This is a genomic window from Pseudoalteromonas sp. CO109Y, assembly GCF_004208935.1.
GTDB classification, from domain to species: domain Bacteria; phylum Pseudomonadota; class Gammaproteobacteria; order Enterobacterales; family Alteromonadaceae; genus Pseudoalteromonas; species Pseudoalteromonas shioyasakiensis.
In genome coordinates this window covers 172,914-192,931 of sequence record NZ_SGPD01000041.1, presented here as the reverse complement: position 1 = coordinate 192,931, position 20,018 = coordinate 172,914, and the positions used below count along the sequence as shown (strand labels likewise).

At 40.7% G+C, this 20,018-nt stretch carries 24 protein-coding genes; 21 read left to right on the top strand and 3 right to left on the bottom strand.

All coding sequences use genetic code 11. The features are described from left to right. Window positions 1–31 precede the first annotated feature (31 nt). The 9 genes from EXT43_RS17515 to EXT43_RS17475 all read left to right on the top strand — a co-directional run bounded on the left by EXT43_RS17515 (window position 32) and on the right by EXT43_RS17475 (window position 9,181). Window positions 32–409 carry a hypothetical protein gene (locus EXT43_RS17515; RefSeq protein ID WP_130167562.1) on the top strand — a complete coding sequence of 126 codons (378 nt, stop codon included), beginning with the start codon at window positions 32–34 and terminating at the stop codon, window positions 407–409. A 58-nt stretch (window positions 410–467) separates the two neighbouring features. Continuing rightward, on the top strand, window positions 468–1,592 hold the full coding sequence (locus EXT43_RS17510) for an efflux RND transporter periplasmic adaptor subunit (RefSeq protein WP_082710907.1): 1,125 nt from the start codon (window positions 468–470) through the stop codon (window positions 1,590–1,592). A gap of 9 nt (window positions 1,593–1,601) precedes the next feature. After that, a complete protein-coding gene (locus EXT43_RS17505) occupies window positions 1,602–4,712 on the top strand; it encodes a CusA/CzcA family heavy metal efflux RND transporter (protein ID WP_062565572.1) in 3,111 nt (1,036 codons plus the stop codon). A gap of 127 nt (window positions 4,713–4,839) precedes the next feature. Further along, window positions 4,840–5,325 carry a GNAT family N-acetyltransferase gene (locus EXT43_RS17500; protein WP_062565571.1) on the top strand — a complete coding sequence of 162 codons (486 nt, stop codon included), beginning with the start codon at window positions 4,840–4,842 and terminating at the stop codon, window positions 5,323–5,325. 122 nt (window positions 5,326–5,447) lie between these two features. Then, window positions 5,448–5,954, top strand: a complete 507-nt coding sequence (locus tag EXT43_RS17495; RefSeq protein WP_062565570.1) for a hypothetical protein — start codon at window positions 5,448–5,450, stop codon at window positions 5,952–5,954. Window positions 5,955–5,969: 15 nt separating this feature from the next. Continuing rightward, window positions 5,970–6,581 carry a superoxide dismutase gene (locus EXT43_RS17490; RefSeq protein WP_062565569.1) on the top strand — a complete coding sequence of 204 codons (612 nt, stop codon included), beginning with the start codon at window positions 5,970–5,972 and terminating at the stop codon, window positions 6,579–6,581. 87 nt (window positions 6,582–6,668) lie between these two features. Then, entirely contained in the window at window positions 6,669–8,018 is a 1,350-nt protein-coding gene (locus EXT43_RS17485) for an AlkA N-terminal domain-containing protein (protein ID WP_130167561.1), read from the top strand. Window positions 8,019–8,020: 2 nt separating this feature from the next. Next, window positions 8,021–8,488, top strand: a complete 468-nt coding sequence (locus tag EXT43_RS17480; protein WP_062565928.1) for a methylated-DNA--[protein]-cysteine S-methyltransferase — start codon at window positions 8,021–8,023, stop codon at window positions 8,486–8,488. A 108-nt stretch (window positions 8,489–8,596) separates the two neighbouring features. Next, window positions 8,597–9,181 (top strand): thymidine kinase, encoded by a 585-nt coding sequence (locus EXT43_RS17475; RefSeq protein WP_062565567.1) that lies wholly within the window; start codon window positions 8,597–8,599, stop codon window positions 9,179–9,181. Here EXT43_RS17475 and ltaE read toward each other — a convergent pair. Both ltaE and rlmF read right to left on the bottom strand, forming a co-directional pair. Beyond that, window positions 9,164–10,171, bottom strand: a complete 1,008-nt coding sequence (gene ltaE, locus EXT43_RS17470) for a low-specificity L-threonine aldolase (protein ID WP_062565566.1) — start codon at window positions 10,169–10,171, stop codon at window positions 9,164–9,166. The genes EXT43_RS17475 and ltaE overlap by 18 nt on opposite strands. 10 nt (window positions 10,172–10,181) lie before the next feature. After that, window positions 10,182–11,087: a 23S rRNA (adenine(1618)-N(6))-methyltransferase RlmF gene (rlmF, locus tag EXT43_RS17465; RefSeq protein ID WP_062565565.1), complete on the bottom strand. Its 906-nt coding sequence runs from the start codon at window positions 11,085–11,087 to the stop codon at window positions 10,182–10,184. A gap of 327 nt (window positions 11,088–11,414) precedes the next feature. Here rlmF and EXT43_RS17460 point away from each other — a divergent pair, with 327 nt between their 5' ends. From EXT43_RS17460 to EXT43_RS17410, 12 genes are all read left to right on the top strand, one after another. Further along, window positions 11,415–11,873 (top strand): hypothetical protein, encoded by a 459-nt coding sequence (locus tag EXT43_RS17460; protein ID WP_062565564.1) that lies wholly within the window; start codon window positions 11,415–11,417, stop codon window positions 11,871–11,873. Window positions 11,874–11,937: 64 nt separating this feature from the next. Continuing rightward, complete coding sequence (locus EXT43_RS20720) at window positions 11,938–12,105, top strand: hypothetical protein (protein WP_165385119.1); 168 nt, start codon at window positions 11,938–11,940, stop codon at window positions 12,103–12,105. An 89-nt stretch (window positions 12,106–12,194) separates the two neighbouring features. After that, complete coding sequence (locus tag EXT43_RS17455) at window positions 12,195–12,650, top strand: DUF4262 domain-containing protein (protein WP_062565563.1); 456 nt, start codon at window positions 12,195–12,197, stop codon at window positions 12,648–12,650. 66 nt (window positions 12,651–12,716) lie between these two features. Beyond that, a complete protein-coding gene (locus EXT43_RS17450) occupies window positions 12,717–13,214 on the top strand; it encodes a hypothetical protein (protein ID WP_062565562.1) in 498 nt (165 codons plus the stop codon). Between the two features lie 262 nt (window positions 13,215–13,476). After that, the gene (locus EXT43_RS17445; RefSeq protein ID WP_105173436.1) at window positions 13,477–13,929 is read left to right on the top strand and encodes a hypothetical protein; all 453 of its coding nucleotides are present in this window, start codon (window positions 13,477–13,479) and stop codon (window positions 13,927–13,929) included. 118 nt (window positions 13,930–14,047) lie between these two features. Continuing rightward, a complete protein-coding gene (locus EXT43_RS17440; RefSeq protein WP_062565560.1) occupies window positions 14,048–14,368 on the top strand; it encodes a hypothetical protein in 321 nt (106 codons plus the stop codon). Continuing rightward, on the top strand, window positions 14,341–14,991 hold the full coding sequence (locus tag EXT43_RS17435) for a hypothetical protein (protein WP_240701532.1): 651 nt from the start codon (window positions 14,341–14,343) through the stop codon (window positions 14,989–14,991). Before EXT43_RS17440 ends, EXT43_RS17435 begins: the two co-directional genes overlap by 28 nt. Before the next feature lie 115 nt (window positions 14,992–15,106). Next, complete coding sequence (locus tag EXT43_RS17430) at window positions 15,107–15,463, top strand: hypothetical protein (protein WP_062565559.1); 357 nt, start codon at window positions 15,107–15,109, stop codon at window positions 15,461–15,463. A gap of 129 nt (window positions 15,464–15,592) precedes the next feature. After that, window positions 15,593–16,063, top strand: coding sequence for a hypothetical protein (locus tag EXT43_RS17425; protein WP_062565558.1), 471 nt, complete (start codon window positions 15,593–15,595; stop codon window positions 16,061–16,063). A gap of 99 nt (window positions 16,064–16,162) precedes the next feature. Next, entirely contained in the window at window positions 16,163–16,666 is a 504-nt protein-coding gene (locus EXT43_RS17420) for a hypothetical protein (protein WP_130167560.1), read from the top strand. Window positions 16,667–16,748: 82 nt separating this feature from the next. Further along, window positions 16,749–17,216 (top strand): N-acetyltransferase, encoded by a 468-nt coding sequence (locus EXT43_RS17415; protein WP_205990970.1) that lies wholly within the window; start codon window positions 16,749–16,751, stop codon window positions 17,214–17,216. Window positions 17,217–17,634: 418 nt separating this feature from the next. Then, window positions 17,635–18,537 carry an alpha/beta fold hydrolase gene (locus EXT43_RS17410; RefSeq protein WP_062565546.1) on the top strand — a complete coding sequence of 301 codons (903 nt, stop codon included), beginning with the start codon at window positions 17,635–17,637 and terminating at the stop codon, window positions 18,535–18,537. Here EXT43_RS17410 and EXT43_RS17405 read toward each other — a convergent pair. Continuing rightward, window positions 18,470–19,954, bottom strand: a complete 1,485-nt coding sequence (locus tag EXT43_RS17405) for a sulfotransferase (protein WP_130167559.1) — start codon at window positions 19,952–19,954, stop codon at window positions 18,470–18,472. The genes EXT43_RS17410 and EXT43_RS17405 overlap by 68 nt on opposite strands. Between the last annotated feature and the right edge of the window lie 64 nt (window positions 19,955–20,018).

Below are 20,018 nucleotides of genomic sequence, written 5' to 3'. Positions count from 1 at the left end.
ACCAATCTTAGTTCTAATTTTTAGGCTCAATGTGAAAGCTGCATTTATTATTTTGATTAGCGTATTATTGCTCCAGCCACTGCTGGATAGCTTTGATGTGGCTGATCATAATGCTGCGTTTAATCACACTTCGGTACTGCTATCTGAAGAAATTGACCTTGAAGCCCATTGCGCTATCAATGGCGATCATCAGCTACACCAATTAGAGCACACCGAACTGAGCAAACAGTTGTCTGATTCAGCCGAAAAAGGCCATTGTCATGTTTGTCACAGCCCAGCGTTTGTCGATTCGCTGCAATTGACCGAGCCTGCTGATACCTATTTTACTAAAATTGAATCTCTCGATTTAACCTTCACATCAGCAGATTTAGCACCGTTACATCGCCCACCTATTTTAGATCTTACTTAATCCCAAACCCTTTTTAGATTTTATTTGGGCTTAGCCCATTTTAAGTAAGAGACGATATATGTTTTTAAGAAATTTTATGCGTTACGCATTACTGTGCGTATGCTTTATGTATGTGACAAATAATTCTGCGAAAGAAGCACATGAACATCAAGAAAATGAACAAGCTGAGCATGCTAATGAAGTCAATTTAACTGAGCAGCAACAGCAACTAGCTAATATCAAGGTTGAGCGCCTTGTACTGAAAAAACACAATCAAACCTTATATGCACCGGGTGAAATTAAAGCCAATGGTTATGCCAGTTATGTGGTGTCACCGCGCGTTGATTCAATCGTTGTAAAGCGCCATGCCTTGTTAGGGCAACATGTCAATAAAGGTGACTCTTTAGTCACCTTATTTAGTGGCGAAGTTGCCAGCCAGCAAACTGAATTTAGATTGGCCGAAGCAGAGTTAAAACGGCTAACTAAAATGACACCAGGCACGGTGAGCAAAAAGCAAATCTTAACTGCCAAAGCCGAGTATGAAGTAGCTTATAGCCGCTTAGTTGCCTTTGGTTTATCAAAACAAGCTATAGCTCAAACACTGACTATAAGCCCAGAAAAACTCGGCGAATATACCTTATTTGCACAAACATCCGGTGCTGTTTTAACCGATAACTTTGCCCAAGGTCAGCGAGTTGATTCGGGGATTGAGTTGATGCTGATTACTGATGAATCAGCGCTTTGGGTTGCAGCTCAGCTTTCATCGAACCAAGACCGTATTATTAATAATGGCTCGACAGCGCTGTTAGAAGTAAACGGTAATCGCTATCAAGCAACAGTCATTCAAGAAGCACATACCATTGATGAACAAACACGCTCACGAACCGTTAGGCTCGAGGTAAAAAACACCCAGCATAGTTTGCACCCAGGCATGTTTGCGGATGTGTATTTTCATTTTGAAACAGACCAAGAGGTACTTGCCGTACCTGAAAACGCGTTAACACGTAGTGCAGATGGTGACTGGCAGTTATTTGTCGTTGATGACGATGGTGGCTTTGCTGCCCAAGAAGTAACCCTTGGCAGAAGTTTTGGTGATTATCGTGAAGTATTAGGTATTAAAGCCGGGCTTGAAGTTGTCACCCAAGGTGCTTTTTTTATTGCATCACAGCTAGCTAAAGGCGGATTTGATCCGCATAACCACTAGAGGTGACGCATGTTTAATTTATTAATTGAGGCGGTGATAAAGAACCGTCTACTCGTGGTATTGGCCTTACTTGCAGCGATTGCAGTGAGTGCATTTATGATCCCAAAACTTAATTTAGATGCTTTTCCTGATGTGACGAATGTGCAAGTTGCGGTGAATACCGAAGCACCAGGGCTTGCGGCTGAAGAAGTAGAGCAACTGATCACATACCCGATAGAAGCAGTTATGTATGCGCTGCCCGATGTAGAGCAGGTGCGTTCTATTTCTAAAACGGGGTTATCGGGCGTCACTGTGGTGTTTAAAGAAGGTGTTGATATTTACTTTGCTAGGCAACTGGTTTTTGAACGTTTGCAGTCTGCTAAAGAGCTGATCCCAGCTGGTGTGGGTATGCCAACCATGGGCCCTAATACATCAGGGCTTGGACAAGTCTATCAGTATTTACTTGAAGCAAAGCCAGATGCCAACATAGATAGCATGGCACTGCGTAGCTTAAATGATTGGGTGGTTAAATTACTTATATTACCTATTGATGGTGTGACCGATATTCTGTCATTTGGCGGTGAGGTTAAGCAGTATCAAGTGAACATAAACCCCAATAAGTTACTTGCTTATGACCTAACACAGCAAGATGTTAGTGAAGCTCTAGATGCTAACAACAGTAATGTGGGTGGCTGGTATATGAATCGTGGTCAAGAGCAGCTTGTTATTCGTGGTACAGGTTGGTTTACCCCAGGAGACAAAGCGCTTGCTGAGATTGCGCAAACACCTATCAAAACCATTGATGGTACAGTCGTTAAAGTGGCAGATGTTGCAAATGTTGAGCTTGGCAGTGAAATTCGACAAGGCGCTGTCACCTTATCTAAACGCAATGAACAAGGCGAAATAGTCAATCGTGGTGAAGTGGTGACTGGTATCGTGCTGAAAAGAATGGGCGCTAATACCAAGCAAACAATTGATGGCATTAACGCGCGTGTCGAGATGATAAATCAAGCGCTGCCAAAGGGGGTTGAATTTAAAGCCATTTACGACCAAGCAGAGCTTATTAGCCAAGCGGTACAAACGGTTATTGATGCACTGCTTTTAGCTTTTGTGTTTATTATCATTGTATTAGCGCTATTTTTGTTGGATTTAAGAGCAACATTTTTGGTGTTGTTGTCGATCCCTATTTCGATTGGTTTAGCGCTGAGTGTAATGGCATGGCTTGGCTTGTCGGCAAACTTAATGTCGTTAGGTGGGATTGCTGTTGCAATCGGTATGCTGGTAGATGGCTCAGTTGTGATGGTTGAGAATGTATTTAGACACTTAGGGCTTAAGCATAATCAACATAAGCCTTCTTCGCAGCTGGTGGCTATTGCTGCAAAAGAAGTGGCACGGCCTATCTTTTTTGCCTCTTTGATTATTCTAACGGTATTTTTACCGCTGTTTAGCTTTGAAGGCGTTGAGGCTAAGTTATTTCAGCCAATGGCAGTGAGTATTATGCTTGCGATTATTAGCGCTGTGATCGTTGCCTTGGTTGTGGTGCCAGCTCTGTGTGTGTACTTATTTGCTAAAGGCGTGACAGTAAAGCAAAGTATTTTGTTAAAACCTATCGATATGCTTTATCAACGGGCTTTACAAAAAGCATTGCAGGCCAAACGCAGCGTTTTAGCTATAGCAGGGTTATTGTTGATTGTTGCGGCCGTTATGCTACCTAGGCTGGGTACTGAATTTGTGCCAGAGCTTGAAGAAGGCACTATTAACCTACGTGTGACACTTTCCCCATCTGCAAGTCTCGATACGGCAATCTCAGTGGCGCCTAAGCTTGAAGCCATGTTGCTTGAATTTAGTGAGGTGGAATATGCGCTGAGCCGAATCGGTAGGGCTGAAGTGGGAGGCGATCCTGAACCAGTTAACAACATTGAAATCTATTTAGGCTTAAAACCTCATGAGCAATGGGTAAACGCGAAAACTCGGGTCGAATTACAGCAGCTAATGGAAGCCAAGCTTGAGCAGTTCCCTGGGCTTTTGTTTAACTTTTCACAGCCTATAGCAACGCGAGTAGATGAGCTTTTATCCGGTGTTAAAGCGCAATTGGCCATAAAATTATTTGGTAGTGACCTAGGCGTTTTAACTGAAAAAGGCCAACAAATTGAGCAGTTAGTTCAGCAAATACCTGGTGCTAAAGATGTCGCGATGGAGCAAATAGGCGGTGAAGCACAGCTGATAGTTAAACCTAACCGTTTAGCATTGTCGCGCTTTGGTTTATCGGTGGCTGATTTGATGGATGTAGTTCAGCATGGTATTGGTGGGCAATCCGCAGGGCAAATCATTAATGCCAATGAGCGCTATGATATTTATGTACGCATAGCCCAAAGATTTAGGCAAAACCCGAATGTGATTGCTGATCTTCGACTGCAAACCCCCACGGGTGCCATTGTAAGGGTGGGGGATGTAGCCGATGTACAAATTGAGTCTGGCGCTCCGCAAGTTCGTCGCGATGATGTTCAAAGGCGGGTGGTTATTCAAGCGAATGTGCAGGGGCGAGATATGGGATCTGTAGTTGCCGATATACGCGCTACCATTGCCGATAAAATGCAGTTACCTAGTGGTTACAGTGTGGCGATTGGCGGTCAGTTCGAAAACCAACAACGGGCACAAAAGCGGCTAATGATAGTAGTGCCAGTGGCCTTATTACTGATTGCGTTATTGCTTTATTTTGCTTTTAGTAACCTATCGCAAGTGGTGCTGATTCTTGTCAATGTTCCCTTGGCTGTAATTGGTGGGGTGATTGCATTGTATGTGTCAGGACAATACTTATCTGTACCCAGTTCAGTAGGATTTATCACACTGTTTGGTGTTGCTGTATTGAATGGTGTTGTGATGGTCGAAAGCATTAATCAAAGGATTAGTGCAGGAGATAGCAAAGATAAAGCAGTATTTGAAGGCGCTGTTTCAAGGCTAAGACCCGTACTCATGACCGCGCTTACTTCAATGCTTGGGCTAATTCCAATGCTCCTTAGCACAGGAATAGGGGCCGAAATACAAAAGCCACTTGCTACGGTTATTGTTGGCGGCTTGGTCAGTGCAACCTTCTTAACTTTATTTGTACTTCCGGTACTTTATAAGTCGATGAGTAAATAAAGCATAATGGGGCTAACTTTTAGTAGCCCCTTTTTAAATGCCGTGTATTTCTGTAAAGGGCGTTTACACCATGCTAAAGCCCTTATAAACTGGGCGTTACAATAATGATGTAAAAAAGGAATACAGAGTGAGTAACGCAATTACAATTCGTCCGGCAGTCGCAAGTGATGCTGCAACAATCCTACATTTTATTACCGAACTTGCTATTTACGAAAAAGAACCCGACGCAGTTAAAACAGACGAGCAAGCTATTTTAAAAACGTTATTCAGTGAAGGCGCAACGGCGCATAGTGTTATTTGTTTAGACGGCGACACACCAATTGGTTTTGCAGTGTATTTTTATAATTACTCTACATGGCTTGGCAAAAATGGTTTGTATTTAGAAGATCTTTACGTCAGTGCAGATAGCCGTGGTAAAGGTGCTGGTAAGCAAATTATGCAATACTTAGCTAAGCAAGCACTCGAAAAAGACTGTGGTCGTTTTGAGTGGGTGGTACTTGATTGGAATAAACCAGCCATTGATTTTTACGACAGCATTGGTGCTAAACCACAAAACGAATGGATTATTTACCGCCTAACAGGCCAAGAGCTTATCGACTTTGCGCATCAATAAGTAATGTTGCTATAAATAAAAATTATCAAATAACAATATAAATAAAAATCATTTGCATTTGGTCTTTTCTGTGTGTAGTTTAAATACACATAGAATGATTGGTATAAGTGCAGGTGATTTTTATGACTCAAACAACACGCCACACACCGTTAACTTCGCACGCCATTGATGATGCGCTTGCTCCTTGGCAAAGTGCTATTTATCAAGGCAACTTAGCATTTGAATCTGGCGAGCTTATTACTGCGCGTGATCATTACACGGTTGCAAGCATCCGCGCCGAAACACTTCTGGCGCAATTTTCTAATATTCCAATCAACCATTCGGTAACTCGCTCGTTAGAGCATTGTATTGCAGCATTTGTTGTTGCCACTTTGAATCTTGCCGACACCTTTAAAGTCATGCAAAAACCCGATAAAGCATGCACCTGGCTTTGTCATGCTCATCAACGATTAAGCGTGCTATTAAATCACCCAGAGCAGCAAGTTCGCACCTTGGTGCTGCACCATCATCATAAAACCTATTATGAGCTGGTTAAGTTTGCGAGCATGGCATCGGCATTTCCGACACTCATTAACCGAATCAACCAGCTATTAGCTGACCATCCCCATAAAACGCAGTTATTACATTAACGATAAGGAATCAGTATGCCTTTTACATTACCCGATTTAGCGTATGACTATGATGCACTTGAACCGCACATTGATGCGAAAACCATGGAAATACATCACACCTTGCATCATCAAACCTATATTAATAAAGCGAATGCTGCACTAGAGGGCAGCCATTATTCAGAGCAAGATGCTGAAACATTACTCCGCACTATTTCATCAATGCCTGAGTCTTTACAAAAAGCAGTACAAGAGCATGTGGGTGGCCATCATAATCACTCATTATTTTGGCAAGTTATGTCTCCTAATGGCGGTGGTACGCCAAGTGCAGAGTTAAACACTGCAATAGTTGATACATTTGGCAGCTATGACGCATTTAAAGAGCAATTTACTAATGCCGCGGTAAGCCGCTTTGGTAGTGGCTGGGCTTGGTTATGTGTTGATGAAAATAACCAATTGGTCGTTGAAAGTAGCCTTAATCAAGATAGCCCATTAATGCATAATCATACGCCTATTTTAGGGCTTGATGTGTGGGAGCATGCGTATTACTTAAAGTATCAAAATCGTCGCCCTGAATATATTGCAGCATTTTACGAAGTGATCAATTGGCCGGAAGTTGAACGCCGATATTTAGCCGCAGTTAAATAGCTGTTTAAATAGTTAAGGTCCGAAACTGGCTAGTCAAAAAATAATATTCAGTTAAGCTAACGGTATTAGCGTGTAACGAGAAGAATTATGACTAGCCAACAATGGCAAACTGCAAGGCAAAGCCGCGACCCACGCTTTGATGGGGTGTTTTTTGTGGCGGTAAAAAGTACAGGCATTTATTGCAGACCCATTTGCCCCGCACCAACAGCACAAGAAAAGAACGTTGAATACTACCAATACGCGCACTTAGCTGCGCAAGATGGTTTTCGACCCTGCATTCGCTGCCGTCCAGATAGTGCACCGAATAGCCCCGCTTGGCTAGGTACTAAAACCACCGCATTACGTGCCAAACAACTGATTGATAAAGGCGAGGCTTACGACTGTGAGGTTTTAGCCGACAGACTCGGCGTGTCGAGCCGCTATTTACGCCGTTTGTTTAACCAACATTTTGGACTGTCGATCACCCAATATCGATTATTTAACCAATGCAATTTTGCCAAGCAGCTATTACAACAAACAGATTTGTCGGTGGCAGATATCGCATTTGCTTCTGGTTTTAATAGTATTCGTCGTTTTAATGATGCTTTTTTAAAGCAGTTAAATATTGCCCCTTCAAAGTTACGCAAGTCAGATAAAAAACCAGCCTCAACATTAACTTTAACACTGGCATTTAGGCCGCCTTATAACTGGCAAGCACTCCATGATTTTTTGCAGCGCCGTTTAATTAGCGGCCTAGAATGGTTGAGCGCAACAAGCTATGGTCGCACTTTTAAAGATAAATATTGCCAAGGGCAATTCACAGCGCATTTTGTTGAGCATAAAAACCATTTTAAAGTAGCAATTGATATTGATAACACCCGCTATTTACAGCAAGTGATCCATAACATTCGCCGTGTGCTTGATTTAGACGCCGACACGCACACTATTGAACAGCATTTAGATGCAGAGCTTAAAGGCGCGATGCCGCTTTGTGTTGGGCTGCGTTTGCCGGGAATTTGGTCAGACTATGAAGCGGGGATACGTGCGGTACTTGGTCAGCAAGTGAGTGTTACAGCGGCTCATAACCTAGTAACACAGCTTGTAAGTGAGTTTAATCAGCAAAGTAATAACCACTATTTTCCAAGCCCTGAATGGGTTGCCAATTCTGAACTCGATTTTTTTAAAATGCCACAATCACGCAAAGATGCGCTAAGGCGTTTAAGTGCTTATTGTCAGCAAAATCCAGATAATCAAGAGCTTAATAATTGGCTTGAGCTCAAAGGTATTGGCCCGTGGACAGTTAATTACGCCAAGCTACGCGGTCAAAGCCACCCCGATATTTTACTGGCAGGCGACTTAGGGGTTAAAAAAGCCCTCGCTGGAATCAGCGAATTTAATAGCGAGCACTGCGCGCCATTTCGCTCTTATTTAACTTTTCAACTATGGCAACAATTATGAGTATGCAACAAGTTATTATGCCAAGCCCGATTGGCGATATTACCATTCAAAGTACATCAAAAGGCGTCAGTTACGTCGGCTTTTACCCGGTGGTTGCAATGCAAACAGAGGTTGTTGATGAGCACACTCTTACACCCATTTTAATTTGTATAAGTGAGCTTAATGAATATTTTAACGGTGAGCGTACACGTTTTACAGTACCCCTTGATACCCAAGGTACTCACTTTCAAAGGCAAGTGTGGCGTGCGCTTATAGATGTTGAGTTTGGTCAAAGCAAGAGTTACCAAGATATTGCACTTGCCATTAATAACCCAAAAGCGGTGCGTGCAGTGGGCGCTGCAAATGGAAAAAACCCAATTAGCATTATTGTGCCGTGCCATCGAATTATTGGCGCAAACGGTAAACTCACAGGCTATGCAGGAGGCCTTGAAAGAAAAGAGTGGTTACTGAAACACGAAGGCTTGTTATAAAACAGCAATTTTACTGGGACAACGATTGAGGTAATAAGAGTAAGGTAATAGATGATGTTGTCGCGCGATTAGGGTAGCATATTGCGACTTTAAAATTTGGGCAACATCATGGCACAGCTGTACTTTTATTATTCTGCAATGAATGCAGGCAAATCTACCACACTTTTACAATCTGCATTTAACTACCGCGAACGTGGTATGGAACCGGTTATTTTAACAGCGGCTATTGATGATAGAGCAGGTGTTGGCAAGGTGTCTTCACGTATTGGTTTACAGGCTGATGCGCATATTTTTGATGCAGATAAAGATGTATTTGAGCTAATCAAATCATTAAATGCAGAGCAAAAGCGCCATTGTATTTTAGTTGATGAGTGTCAGTTTTTATCAAAAGACCAAGTAATGCAATTAACAGATGTGGTTGATGAGCTTGGTATTCCGGTGCTGTGTTATGGCTTACGTAACGATTTTAGAGGCGAGTTATTTAGTGGTTCACAATACCTACTTGCCTGGGCAGACAAACTAATTGAGTTAAAAACAGTGTGTCATTGTGGTCGTAAAGCTAACCATGTACTGCGTACCGATGAGCATGGCAATGCGATTGCAGACGGTAATCAGGTAGAAATTGGCGGCAACGACCGATATGTATCGGTGTGCCGCAAACATTATAAAGAAGCGTTAAATCTCGGCCGCTAATGCCGAGATAAAACTATCAATATCTTGCTTAGTGACGCCTAAATGGGTCACTAATCGCAGTGGTTTACCCGGTGAAAACAGCATATTTTGCTCTTTTAGTGCATGTGCCACTGCTTTTAAATCGATATGTTCGGCAACATTTGCGTAAACAATGTTGGTATCGATTTGAAAAGTTGACGTATCAAAACCAGTTAACGTGTTTAACTGCTCAGCTAAATACGCCGCGTTATCGTGATCCTCAGCAAGCCTTGCTACGTGATGCTCAAGTGCATACTGGCCAGCGGCTGCAAGCATACCCGCTTGGCGCATACCACCACCAAGTACTTTACGCCAGCGGCGCGCTTTATCAATCAGTGCTTTGCTACCTAATAATAGTGAGCCAACAGGCGCACCGAGTCCTTTTGATAAACAAATAGACACTGAATCAAAATACTGGGTGATCTCAGTGATATCAACACCTAACTTAACCGCCGCGTTATACACGCGGGCACCGTCTAAGTGCAGAGCAAGGTTATGTTTATCAACACACTCTCTGGCTTCTTTTAGATAACTTAGCGGGAGAACTTTGCCACCAATGGTGTTTTCTAAGCTAAGTAGTTTGGTTTTAGCAAAGTGAAAGTCATCAGCTTTAATTGCAGCCACAACTTTGTTTAAATCTAGGCTGCCATCGGCATTATTTTCAATTGGTTGTGGTTGAATAGAACCCAATACAGCAGCACCGCCACCCTCAAATTTGTAGTTATGTGCTTGTTGACCACAAATATATTCGTCGCCACGTTCACAATGCGCCATTAATGCTAGTAAGTTTGCTTGCGTGCCAGAGCTGCAATAAAGGGCGCTTTCGAAGCCATGGCGCTCAACAGCAAATTGTTCAAGTTGATTAACGCTTGGGTCGTCACCATAAACGTCGTCGCCTACTGGGGCGTCATTCATGACCGCGCGCATAGCTGCTGTTGGTTTTGTAACTGTGTCTGAACGAAAGTCGATCATCTTATTATCCTTATACTAGTTCGTTAAGAATGGCTTCGCGGTCAGCTTGGTCAAAATAGCTCCAAGCAATAAAGCGACTAATTTTTTGGCCTTGTGCCATTTTTATAACTTTTACTTCTTTCACATCAAGTGTGCTAAGTAGCTTTTTTACATGCGGTAAAGTGTCAGACTTAGAAACAAGCGATGTAAACCAAATACATTGCTCTGCAAACTCTTGGCTCTCAACGCACATTTTACTGATAAATTCGCGCTCACCGCCTTCACACCAAAGCTCGTTTTGGCGGCCACCAAAATTAAGCGCTTTTTGTGGCGCTTTGTTAAGGTTTTTCCATTTACGCTCAGTACCTGCTTTGGCCTGTTGCTCGCTGGCATGAAACGGTGGGTTACATAAAGTTAGGTGAAAAACATCTTTATTCGATATCACGCCCGTAAACATTTTATTGGCGTTGTTTTGCTGCTTAACATTAATTTTCAGGCGGTTGAATTGCACGATTTGTTTGGCAATTTTAACAGACAAGGCATCAATATCGGAGCCTGTGAAGTGCCAGCCATATTCGTGATTACCAGTAAGCGGGTAAATCACATTTGCACCTGTGCCTACATCAAGCACTTTTACTTGCTTACCCGTCGGAATATGACCTTGGTTATCGCTTGCTAATAAATCGGCCAAGTGATGAATGTAATCCACTCTGCCAGGAACCGGTGGGCAAAGGTAGTTGTCGGGCAAATCCCAAAAATCGATTTTATAATGGCTTTTTAATAACGCTTGGTTGAGGGTTTTAACCGCTAATGCATTGGTGAAATCAATGGTATCAGTGCCCGCTGGCGTTTGCGTTATATAAGGTGTTAGGGCAGGAGTATCTTTGCATAGCAAAGTAAAGTCGTAGCCATTTAAGTGGCGATTTCGCGGATGCATTAAGGAAAACCTATCTGTTAGCCATATCAAAGGCTGATTGTACCAAATAAATCTTTGCTCTGAGTTAGTTTGCGGTGGATATTTTTGCTTAGTAGCATTAATACATGGTGAGTAAAAATAAGTTGAGAACTGATTGAGTGGATTTACTCAGAGTATGGGCTAGTTGAGGTTAAGAGCGAAAGAACGGGCATATTGGCCATGATACAAGCAACTAAGGTTTGTGTTTATAAAATTTTGACACAAATTGGGTCACATTGGGTACTACCATAAGACATTTAAAGCTGATAAATTCGTAAGTGATTCAATCAAGGAAAAATAATAAAAATCATGGTTAAAAAGATACTTAAAGGAATTGGTATAACATTTTTAGTGTTAATTAGCTTATTTGTACTTTTAGCAATTTGGACTGCGAATAAATCGTCTGCTTACAAAGAAACTGCTATTCCTTACCTAAATTCAGCAATTGTAGATATTTCTAATTGGGATGCTCAAACTCTAAAAAACTATATGACCCCATCATCAATTGAAAATGCCACAGATGAAGATATTTCTAAAATCATGCGTGCATTTTCAAAGTTGGGCGAATTAAAAGAACTAGGTGAATTTGAATTTATAAATGTTAGCTCTAAAGCTGTTACTGGAGGTGGTTCTGGTACTTATGTTACTTATTTAATTCCAGCTTCATACACTAATGGAGACGCAAAAATAACCGTCACGTTAAAAGAAGAAGGTGAGTCATTCTCTATTTATAACTTCAATTTAAATTCGATGGCGCTTATTGATTAAGTTTTATCAAAAATAGCAAGCGCAACTGGTTGTATTTAAATAGTTTATTTTCAAAGGAATGTTTATGTCTAAAATTAAAAAAATAGTGATAGCTGTAGTAATTGTGCTAAGCCTTGGCGCAATTGCTAAACAATACAATGAGCACAATCACACAGAGATGGCAATTAAAGAGTGTGGCAATAAAGACAACATCGCTAAAGTCGACTCTAAAGGTTTTGAGTGTAAAGACTAATAGAGAATAGCGACAGTTGATTGATGTTATAAATACGAAGCAGCCGTTACGTTAAATAATGCTTTATGAATATGGAGTTAGTTTAAACTATGAATGAAGCAGAGAAAAAAATCCTACAAGTCATTGAGCAATATGGGTGTTATGTAACATCAGTTTTTGATCCTGAAGGTGAGAGCCCCAACTTTACATATTCAACAGGTATCAGTAAAACATATGATGCACCCGAACTTATTATAATCGGTTTAAACAGCAAACTAGCTCACTCAATAGTAAATAATTATGAAGGACGTTTAAAAAATGGTGAGAAATTCTCAATTGGTGAATTCTATGAGGGGTTCTTAGAAGGTTTTGATGTTACTTTCTGTGAGGTATCACAAGAAAATAAACAAGAGTTTATGCTTTCAGCTTGTTGGTATAATAATGACAAATTTGAAGCATTACAGTTGGTGTACCCTACTACTAGTGGTATTTGGCCTTGGGATGCTGCTGCAAACCAGAGCTTTTTAACACTTCAGCCTTGCCTAGCAACAAAGAGTGCGTGGTAATTTTTAAAAGGTCGTTTAGTTAACATTTGAGCGAGGTATGTTCATTCACCTTTGTTAGCTGAATTCATGATGGTTTCAAAAGGTTTTTATAACTCGAAAGTGAAAGGTTTGAATAAAGAACAAAGCAAGGAAAGTTGTATCTTATATGCTGTATTTACAACTGTTTTATTGTACTTCCTTTTTAAAATTACGTTAATTTTTTCTATGCAGTTAAATTGGCATTCAACCTGTCTAAGCTCGCTTTGGGATAATGCCAACTCTGTAGTGACACCTTTTTTAGGGTTTTCCATTGTCGCTGTATTAAGTTGTATCTGGTTTTTTTATTGCGCCATAAAATACAAACAAAAAGCAGGTAAAGCGGTATATCTTTTATTAGGCGTAGGAGCTGTGTTCTATTATTTTTGGTTTAGAGGCTTTTACGGTTTTTGGCAGCTAATGAGCTACGAAAAAAAAGAAATAACAGTACAAGAGTTTTATGAAAAAACAGGTGGTACAGATAGACTCACTTCGATGTTTGGTAACCGCCTCAGGCATCATGAACTGTGTAAGTCACCACATGACTAGATGAATCAAAATGCAGATGAGACGTTTTGTGTGGTACCAATATCAGTTGCTGTAAAAATACACAGCATAGTTATTTCGCTCTTATATTCAAGAAAATGAGCAACGAGCGCATTTTATTTTTCTGAAACCCTTTAGGATTAATTAAAAATACGAGTTGCCGATGCCTTAAGTTATTTGTTACTAATAGATTTATTAAATACATGAGCGTGACATTGGCAGAAAGATTCGTGACGCGCGCACTATTAAATTGTTAGGTAGCTAGATGGAATTTCAGAGTTGGCCAACACCTTTTGAAAATGGCAGTTTGTGGTTAGTTGATTTGTCATGGGGTACTAAAGAGTGGACTCTAGAGAAATCGAATGGTGTAAAGTACCTGATTAAAGGCGACGCAAAACACGAAAACCATGAACTTGTTGCTCGTGTATTTCACGAAGAATCACAAACTATATACCAGCTATTATTTGAATCTGTAAATGGCTTTCGTTGTCTTGATGAGCATGGGTTGACTGAAGTTTGGAGCGAAAAACGACCAAAGTTCAATACTTTTAAAATAAGAGGTCACGGCTGGCACAAAGAAAGTCCGCTCACCTTCTTTATAGGAAATGATGGTGAATGGTCTCACTTAATAGTTACTTCTGACGAATGTTTAGAGGTTGTTTGTCGAGAAAGCCCTATTGTAAAAGTGATTGGTAAAGCAGAGGTTTTCGCTACCTAATAAAGCCATAAAACAATGGACGCAAAACAGCAGGCTGGTGGTCCTTTGTCGCTGATTTTAGCAAAGCATTTACGCGCCAATTAGTAAGGAAATATGCCCAAGGAAGCATCATAAACGAATGATTTATCTAACACTTAACTCAAATAACTTTAAGGAAACCAAAGAGTTTTATTGCACGACGTTGTCTTTATTTAAAGCTCAATCTGAAACAAGGCTAATATGCTTAGCAGGAGAGTTAATTTTAGATTTAGATGGTTCTTGCCCATGCGCAGAGTTTGGAATTCATATAGGCGATAAACAAATAACTATTCTAAAAACTCTCGAAAAGACTGGAGTTGTTTATTCTTTCGAAAACAACATTGCTGGAGATTTTTTGGAGCTAATTGATCCATCGGGTAATAAAGTAGGCATATGGGCGCATGGTGGTTCAATAAAATGATTACGCGTAACAAAAAATTATGTCGCCAGAAAGCGGGCTGGGGCGCATATATGAAATACGTTTTAGGAATGCTAATAATGATTTGGAGTATTTTTTCTTCCGCCAAAGACTATCCTGAAGTAGTTGTTGGTGAGGAAGATGGTTTTGTCGATCTGACCTTTACAATTTCAAACTCCAAGAAGCTCGAATCTGGTTCATATGAAGTTGTCGTTAAAGGCAACCTGAAAGGCAATATAGTTGGGTTTGCAATCGAGCTGTTGCCATCGTGGAACCCGCAAGCAGTAGAAGGTATTGATGATCCCTTTTATTGGGGAGAGGCATTCTTCAAGAACACCGGGGCGGAGTCAGTTGCCTTTATAAGATCACTAGCTAGTCTCTACGGAGCTACCGTAAGTGGTGCATCGGTTTCAAATGAGGTATACGCCCAAGTGGTTGGGCTTGCAAGCAATCCTGAACAGCTTGAGGTCTCACCCTGCAGAATGAAGTTCTTCTTCAATCCTGACGGAGAGGAAGAGCTGTATTCTGAGGTTTTCATAAACATTGATCTTTCTGAGAAAAGGCTGGAGTTCAATGAAAAGGACAATGCTTATCGTGCGCCATTATTACGTTCATTGTTGCAATAAAGGCTTAACAAGCTGCTGCACCAGACAATTTCCGCTGTCACCTTTTTGGCGTGGCAAAAAAGTAGCCATCAAAAATTTGCTTGTTGAGCCGGGCGTTATGTATTCCGGTAGAAATATGGACAACCTGAAAAATTCGATTATGGCACTTGCCGCATCAGCAAAAGTTCAAGAGGCACTTTATCCAAGTTTCGCGGCTGTTGGTGATGAATTGGTGCTTGAGTTTAGTGAATGCTTAGACGACTTGAAAGTTAGTGATTTAACACCTAAACAAGTAGCATCTATTGAGGCGTTAGATGTTTTTATTAATCAGCATTCAGGTGCGCAATTCTCAGCCATGTATCTTGAAAGTAGTGCTTTATTTGACGATCCTAATTGGGAAGAAATTAGGTCACTTGCCAAGCTGGTTGCTGAAGAAATGGGTTGGTCATCAACTGAACCAATCAAACAAAAACATAGAATTGTAACTGGTTAGCTGAGAGCACATAACAAACGCATTAATAATGAACGCCTAACGCTTGGCTGGCGCTCGTTCCTCTCAAATTTTAGCCAAGCTTAATCCGCCCATTATACGGGCGTTAGCTTTTAAAGTAAGGATTGACTATTGAGGAAAGTTTTAGCTGTTATAATTGTCACTTATATTGTGTATGGGTGGATTTGTTATTTTTGGGATAATTCAGAAGGATCAAATAAACTAGCTAAATTTAGTAGTCTTACTCTTGAAGATATTGTCTCAATTGAAGCGATAAATTCTGAGTATATTAATGTGACAAATTCAGCATTAAATTCTACCCAATCAAAAGAACTATTAATTAATGCTATTACTAGTGCGGAGCAAGCATCAACCGCTAATAGACCACCCAAAAACACCAAACTATATATTAGAATTAAAACAAAGAACGACACCATAGGTTTGAATTTGATGGTTCCACTTACCAAAAGATGTGAAATGTATTTTGTTGTTGTAGATCGGGTTTATGATGGTGAAAGTTACACTCAGGATAGTTATGGCCGCTTTATCGCTACTGGGCTTTATGAATTTTTAGTTGAGGCAAAGTTAGTAAACGAGAGCTAACAAGCAATTAAACAGGGATAAATAACTTGCGGGCTATTCGCTTCGCTCAATTTTAGCCCACAATTTTTTAACCGTTAATATAGCGTTAGGCAATCAGGCATGTCCAAGTTTACATATTATAGAAATCTTATATTAGCTGCTGTTTGTGTTGCTCTTGGTACATCTATTAGCTATGTTCAACTAACTCAAAAAAACGGTGGCTTCCCTTATAAAGAAGAGCTGGTTAGTCGTGATGGGTATATCGATTGGGTGCAGGAGTATGATTACGGAATTCGCTTTGCATTTGTAGATGATAATTATAATTTCAATTACCCTTCTAAATCTAACGGCCAGAGCATAGTTTATGACTCATTATTCAACTCTAAAGGGAAAAGAGTTGAGGTTCTATTTGAACCTAGAGAAAGTACGAAGCCAATATATACAACTAAAGAGTTTCACGATGTATTTGAAGTCAAGGTAGAGCAAAATGTAATCCGTTCCTATGCCGAATCAGAAAAGGCGTGGAAATCAGATAACCTACTTATGCCGTTTATATTGGTACTATTTTTAATTGGTGGGCCTTATATATGGTGGAAAACCAAGAAAGAGTACAAGAATGCCTAACAAGCGCATATTGTCGGACTGTTTTTCCGATGCGCTCCAAATCAGCCGAAAATGTGGGCGTTAAGCAACAACAAGACTACCGATGACTAAAATAGAATATACAAATTTGCAAGATCTTGATCAGGATGAATTACTTTCAATCTTAAATAAAGACAAGATCCGAGAACACTTGGTATTACACGACCAATTCAATGAAAAATCGTTAGCTGAATGGGTTTCAAACAAGTTAAGTGTAGATTCAACCGAGGGATGTAAAATAAGAGGAATACGTTTAAATGGGGCTGTTGCTGGTTGGTGTGGAATCCAGTTTGAAAATGATTCCTATGAGCTTGCAATAGTTTTGAATGAAGCCTACTGGGGCATTGGTACTGCCGTGTTTAAAGATATGATGGTATGGGCTTCAGAGCTGGGTCACAGACTTGTAGTTTTGCATTTGTTAAATACTCGCCCTGAATACAAGTTTCTTACAAAAATGGCATCAAGGGTCTACGAGAGCACGATGTTTGGTCAAAAATACACAAGCTATGAACTTAGGGTGCCAAGAGCCTAACAAGGCAACGGCGACGGTTCCTACTCACTGCTGCTTGCGGCGCTACCAAACATTTCTGTACAGCTATGTGTCATGCTCAACGTCTAGTCACACTCAATGATGGCCTAATGACCGCAAATGGCACAATGCCGTCTCTCCAGAATATGTTAATTACGTAGCATTAAAGTCATCGAACAAACTTTTTCAGCACCATTTCATAGCTTTTCGTTAGAGATCATTTAGCCAAAGGCTTCTGCAAGTCGAACTTCTCATATCAATGAATAATGGCTCTGCATTGGTGTTACTATTTAATCAAAAGCTCATCGTGCCTGAGATTCTCATTTTGAGTGGCAATCGCCACATTCACACTTGCTTTGATAAATAGACTGGCGTAACTTAACACTGGTACGATGAGTCTATAAAAATAAAAAGGTCAAACGTGACGATTAAACAAGAATCGGTGTTTATTAAACTCGCCGAAAGCCAAACCTTACATTTACGCCGTATTAGTAAGACTGATGCGAAAGGCCCTGCGGTGTTTTTTATGCATGGTGCCGTTGAAAATGGCAAAATCTTTTACACCCACAGCAATAAAGGTTTAGCACCATTTTTAGCTGAGCATGGCTATGTTTGCTATGTGGCAGATTTACGTGGTCGTGGTGAGAGTAAACCTGCGATTTCAAAGCATGCAAAGTATGGTCAAACCGAGGCTATTTTAGAAGATATCCCTGCATTTTTAGATAAAATTAAGCAGCTTGAAGGCGAGCCTGCGCGTTATTGGGTGGCACACTCATGGGGCGGGGTGTTAATGAACAGTGTGTTTGCCCGTTTTCCTGAGTTGATTGATGATGTGAAAGCCTGCGGTTATTTTGGTTCTAAACGGTCTTTGTATAACCATCATCCAAGCAAATATATTCAAGGTAATTTGATTTGGTATGGTTTGGCGCCATTAGTTGCCCGTAAGCATGGTTTTGTGCCGGCAAAAAAGCTGAAATGGGGCAGTGATGATGAAACCCGTAAGTCACATTATCAAAGTATGCAGTGGGCTAAGCGTAAACCTTGGGTCGATACTGACGATGGCTTTGATTACGCCAACGCATTAGCTGATAAGGCGCTGCCGCCCATTATGCATGTGGCGGGTATTAAAGATAAAGCCCTATGCCAGCCGATTGATATTGAAAAATTTATGGAAGAGTCGGGCATAGGTAAGCAAACGATGACCATTTATGGCCGTAAGTTTGGCCATAAGGTCGATTATGATCACATAAATATGCTTACTCACCCACAGGCGCGTTTTGATCAATTTGTTGACTTGTTGAACTGGTTTGAGACTCACGCATAAGCGTGTGCATTGCGCTCTCGTAGCGTTTGTATTTCTCTAATGCTTTATCACTTAACGGCTGTCTTACAGCCGTTTTGCTGAGCGTTGCCACCGGTTTTTTTGACTTATAAAAATCTAAAAACTGTGTGCTGTACTCAATGTTTAAGAACTTACACAGGGCCGTTAGTGTTTGTTCGCTGTCACTGATAAGTGCTTCATAGCTTAAATCAAAAACCGCCTCTGGCATCACGTTTTGCCAATGCTCCATTAACTGCTGATACAAATCAAAATACTGTTTAAACTCTGGGAGTGAACAAAAATAAGGTTCGTTTTCAGCAAAATAGTTGCTAAACACCGACCAAGCAATTGCATCATACTCGCGCTGCATATTAATAAACTTGGCGTTAGGAAAGAGTAAATAAATCAATCCGAGTGACTGATAGTTAGCAGGCAGCTTATTGATCATAAAGGGGCGCACAACTGGTGCTTGTTTTATTCGTTCAATATAAATATTGCGGGCATTGTTAATTAGCCCTTGGTTTAGCTCTGCTAAGCAATCTGGGTAGGGGAGTTGCGTTTGTTGTTCAAGGTATGCAACAACCTGATTACTGATACTGGCATCTTCGCCAAGGCTGGCAAAGTCATTGTGGCTTGCCAGCATTTGCTCTACCAGCGTTGAGCCACTTCTTGGCATGCCAATTATAAAAATGGGTGTGATTGTGCCTGTGAATGTTTTGTCTCTGGCATCAATTAGCTCGGCAGTATTTTGCTCTATGATGCGCTGATAAAATGGTACTAAGTCACGGGTTTTAAACTGCGTGAGTTTTGTTTGTAGCTTATTAGCAAGGCTGAAGTAGTTAAAAGCTTGTTCTGTATCATTTAACTGATCATAGCTTTTACCCAGTGCATAATAACACACCATTTTTAAGCGCAGATTATTGGTTAAAGTTAAAAACTGGTGTAGCTCATTTATGTAATTTTGTTCGTTGTTAAAACGTCCAAACTGCACTAACTCAAATAAAATGTATGCTTTTACAGGGTAATTTCCCATACCAAGGGCATGCTTTAAAATAATGTACGCTTTGTCTAGCTCACCATAGGTTAGATAATGCTGAGCAAGATAGTAATGTGGCTCAGGGTTATGGCTGGCAATTGATTTAGCATATTCTAGTACAGTTAATGCATCTTGCGGTGAATGCACGCCATTAAAAGCATCGGCAAGAGCATGGAGCGGTTCAAGCATGTGAGGTAGTCGTTCACAGGCTCTTTGTAGAAGGTAAACCGCAGCATCATAACGTTCTAAACGCAGGGCAATGCGACCCAATCCAAATAACGCTTCGCCGTTTTCAGGATCTGAATCGAGAATGGTTTTAAAATGAAACTCAGCCTCTTTAAGCTTGTTTTCATTCAGTAGTTGATTCGCTTTTTGTAACAGCATAGGAATGGCGGGTTATTTGTTATTTTTATTTACTATAAAACGAAAAAGGCGAAATGTCTTTCGC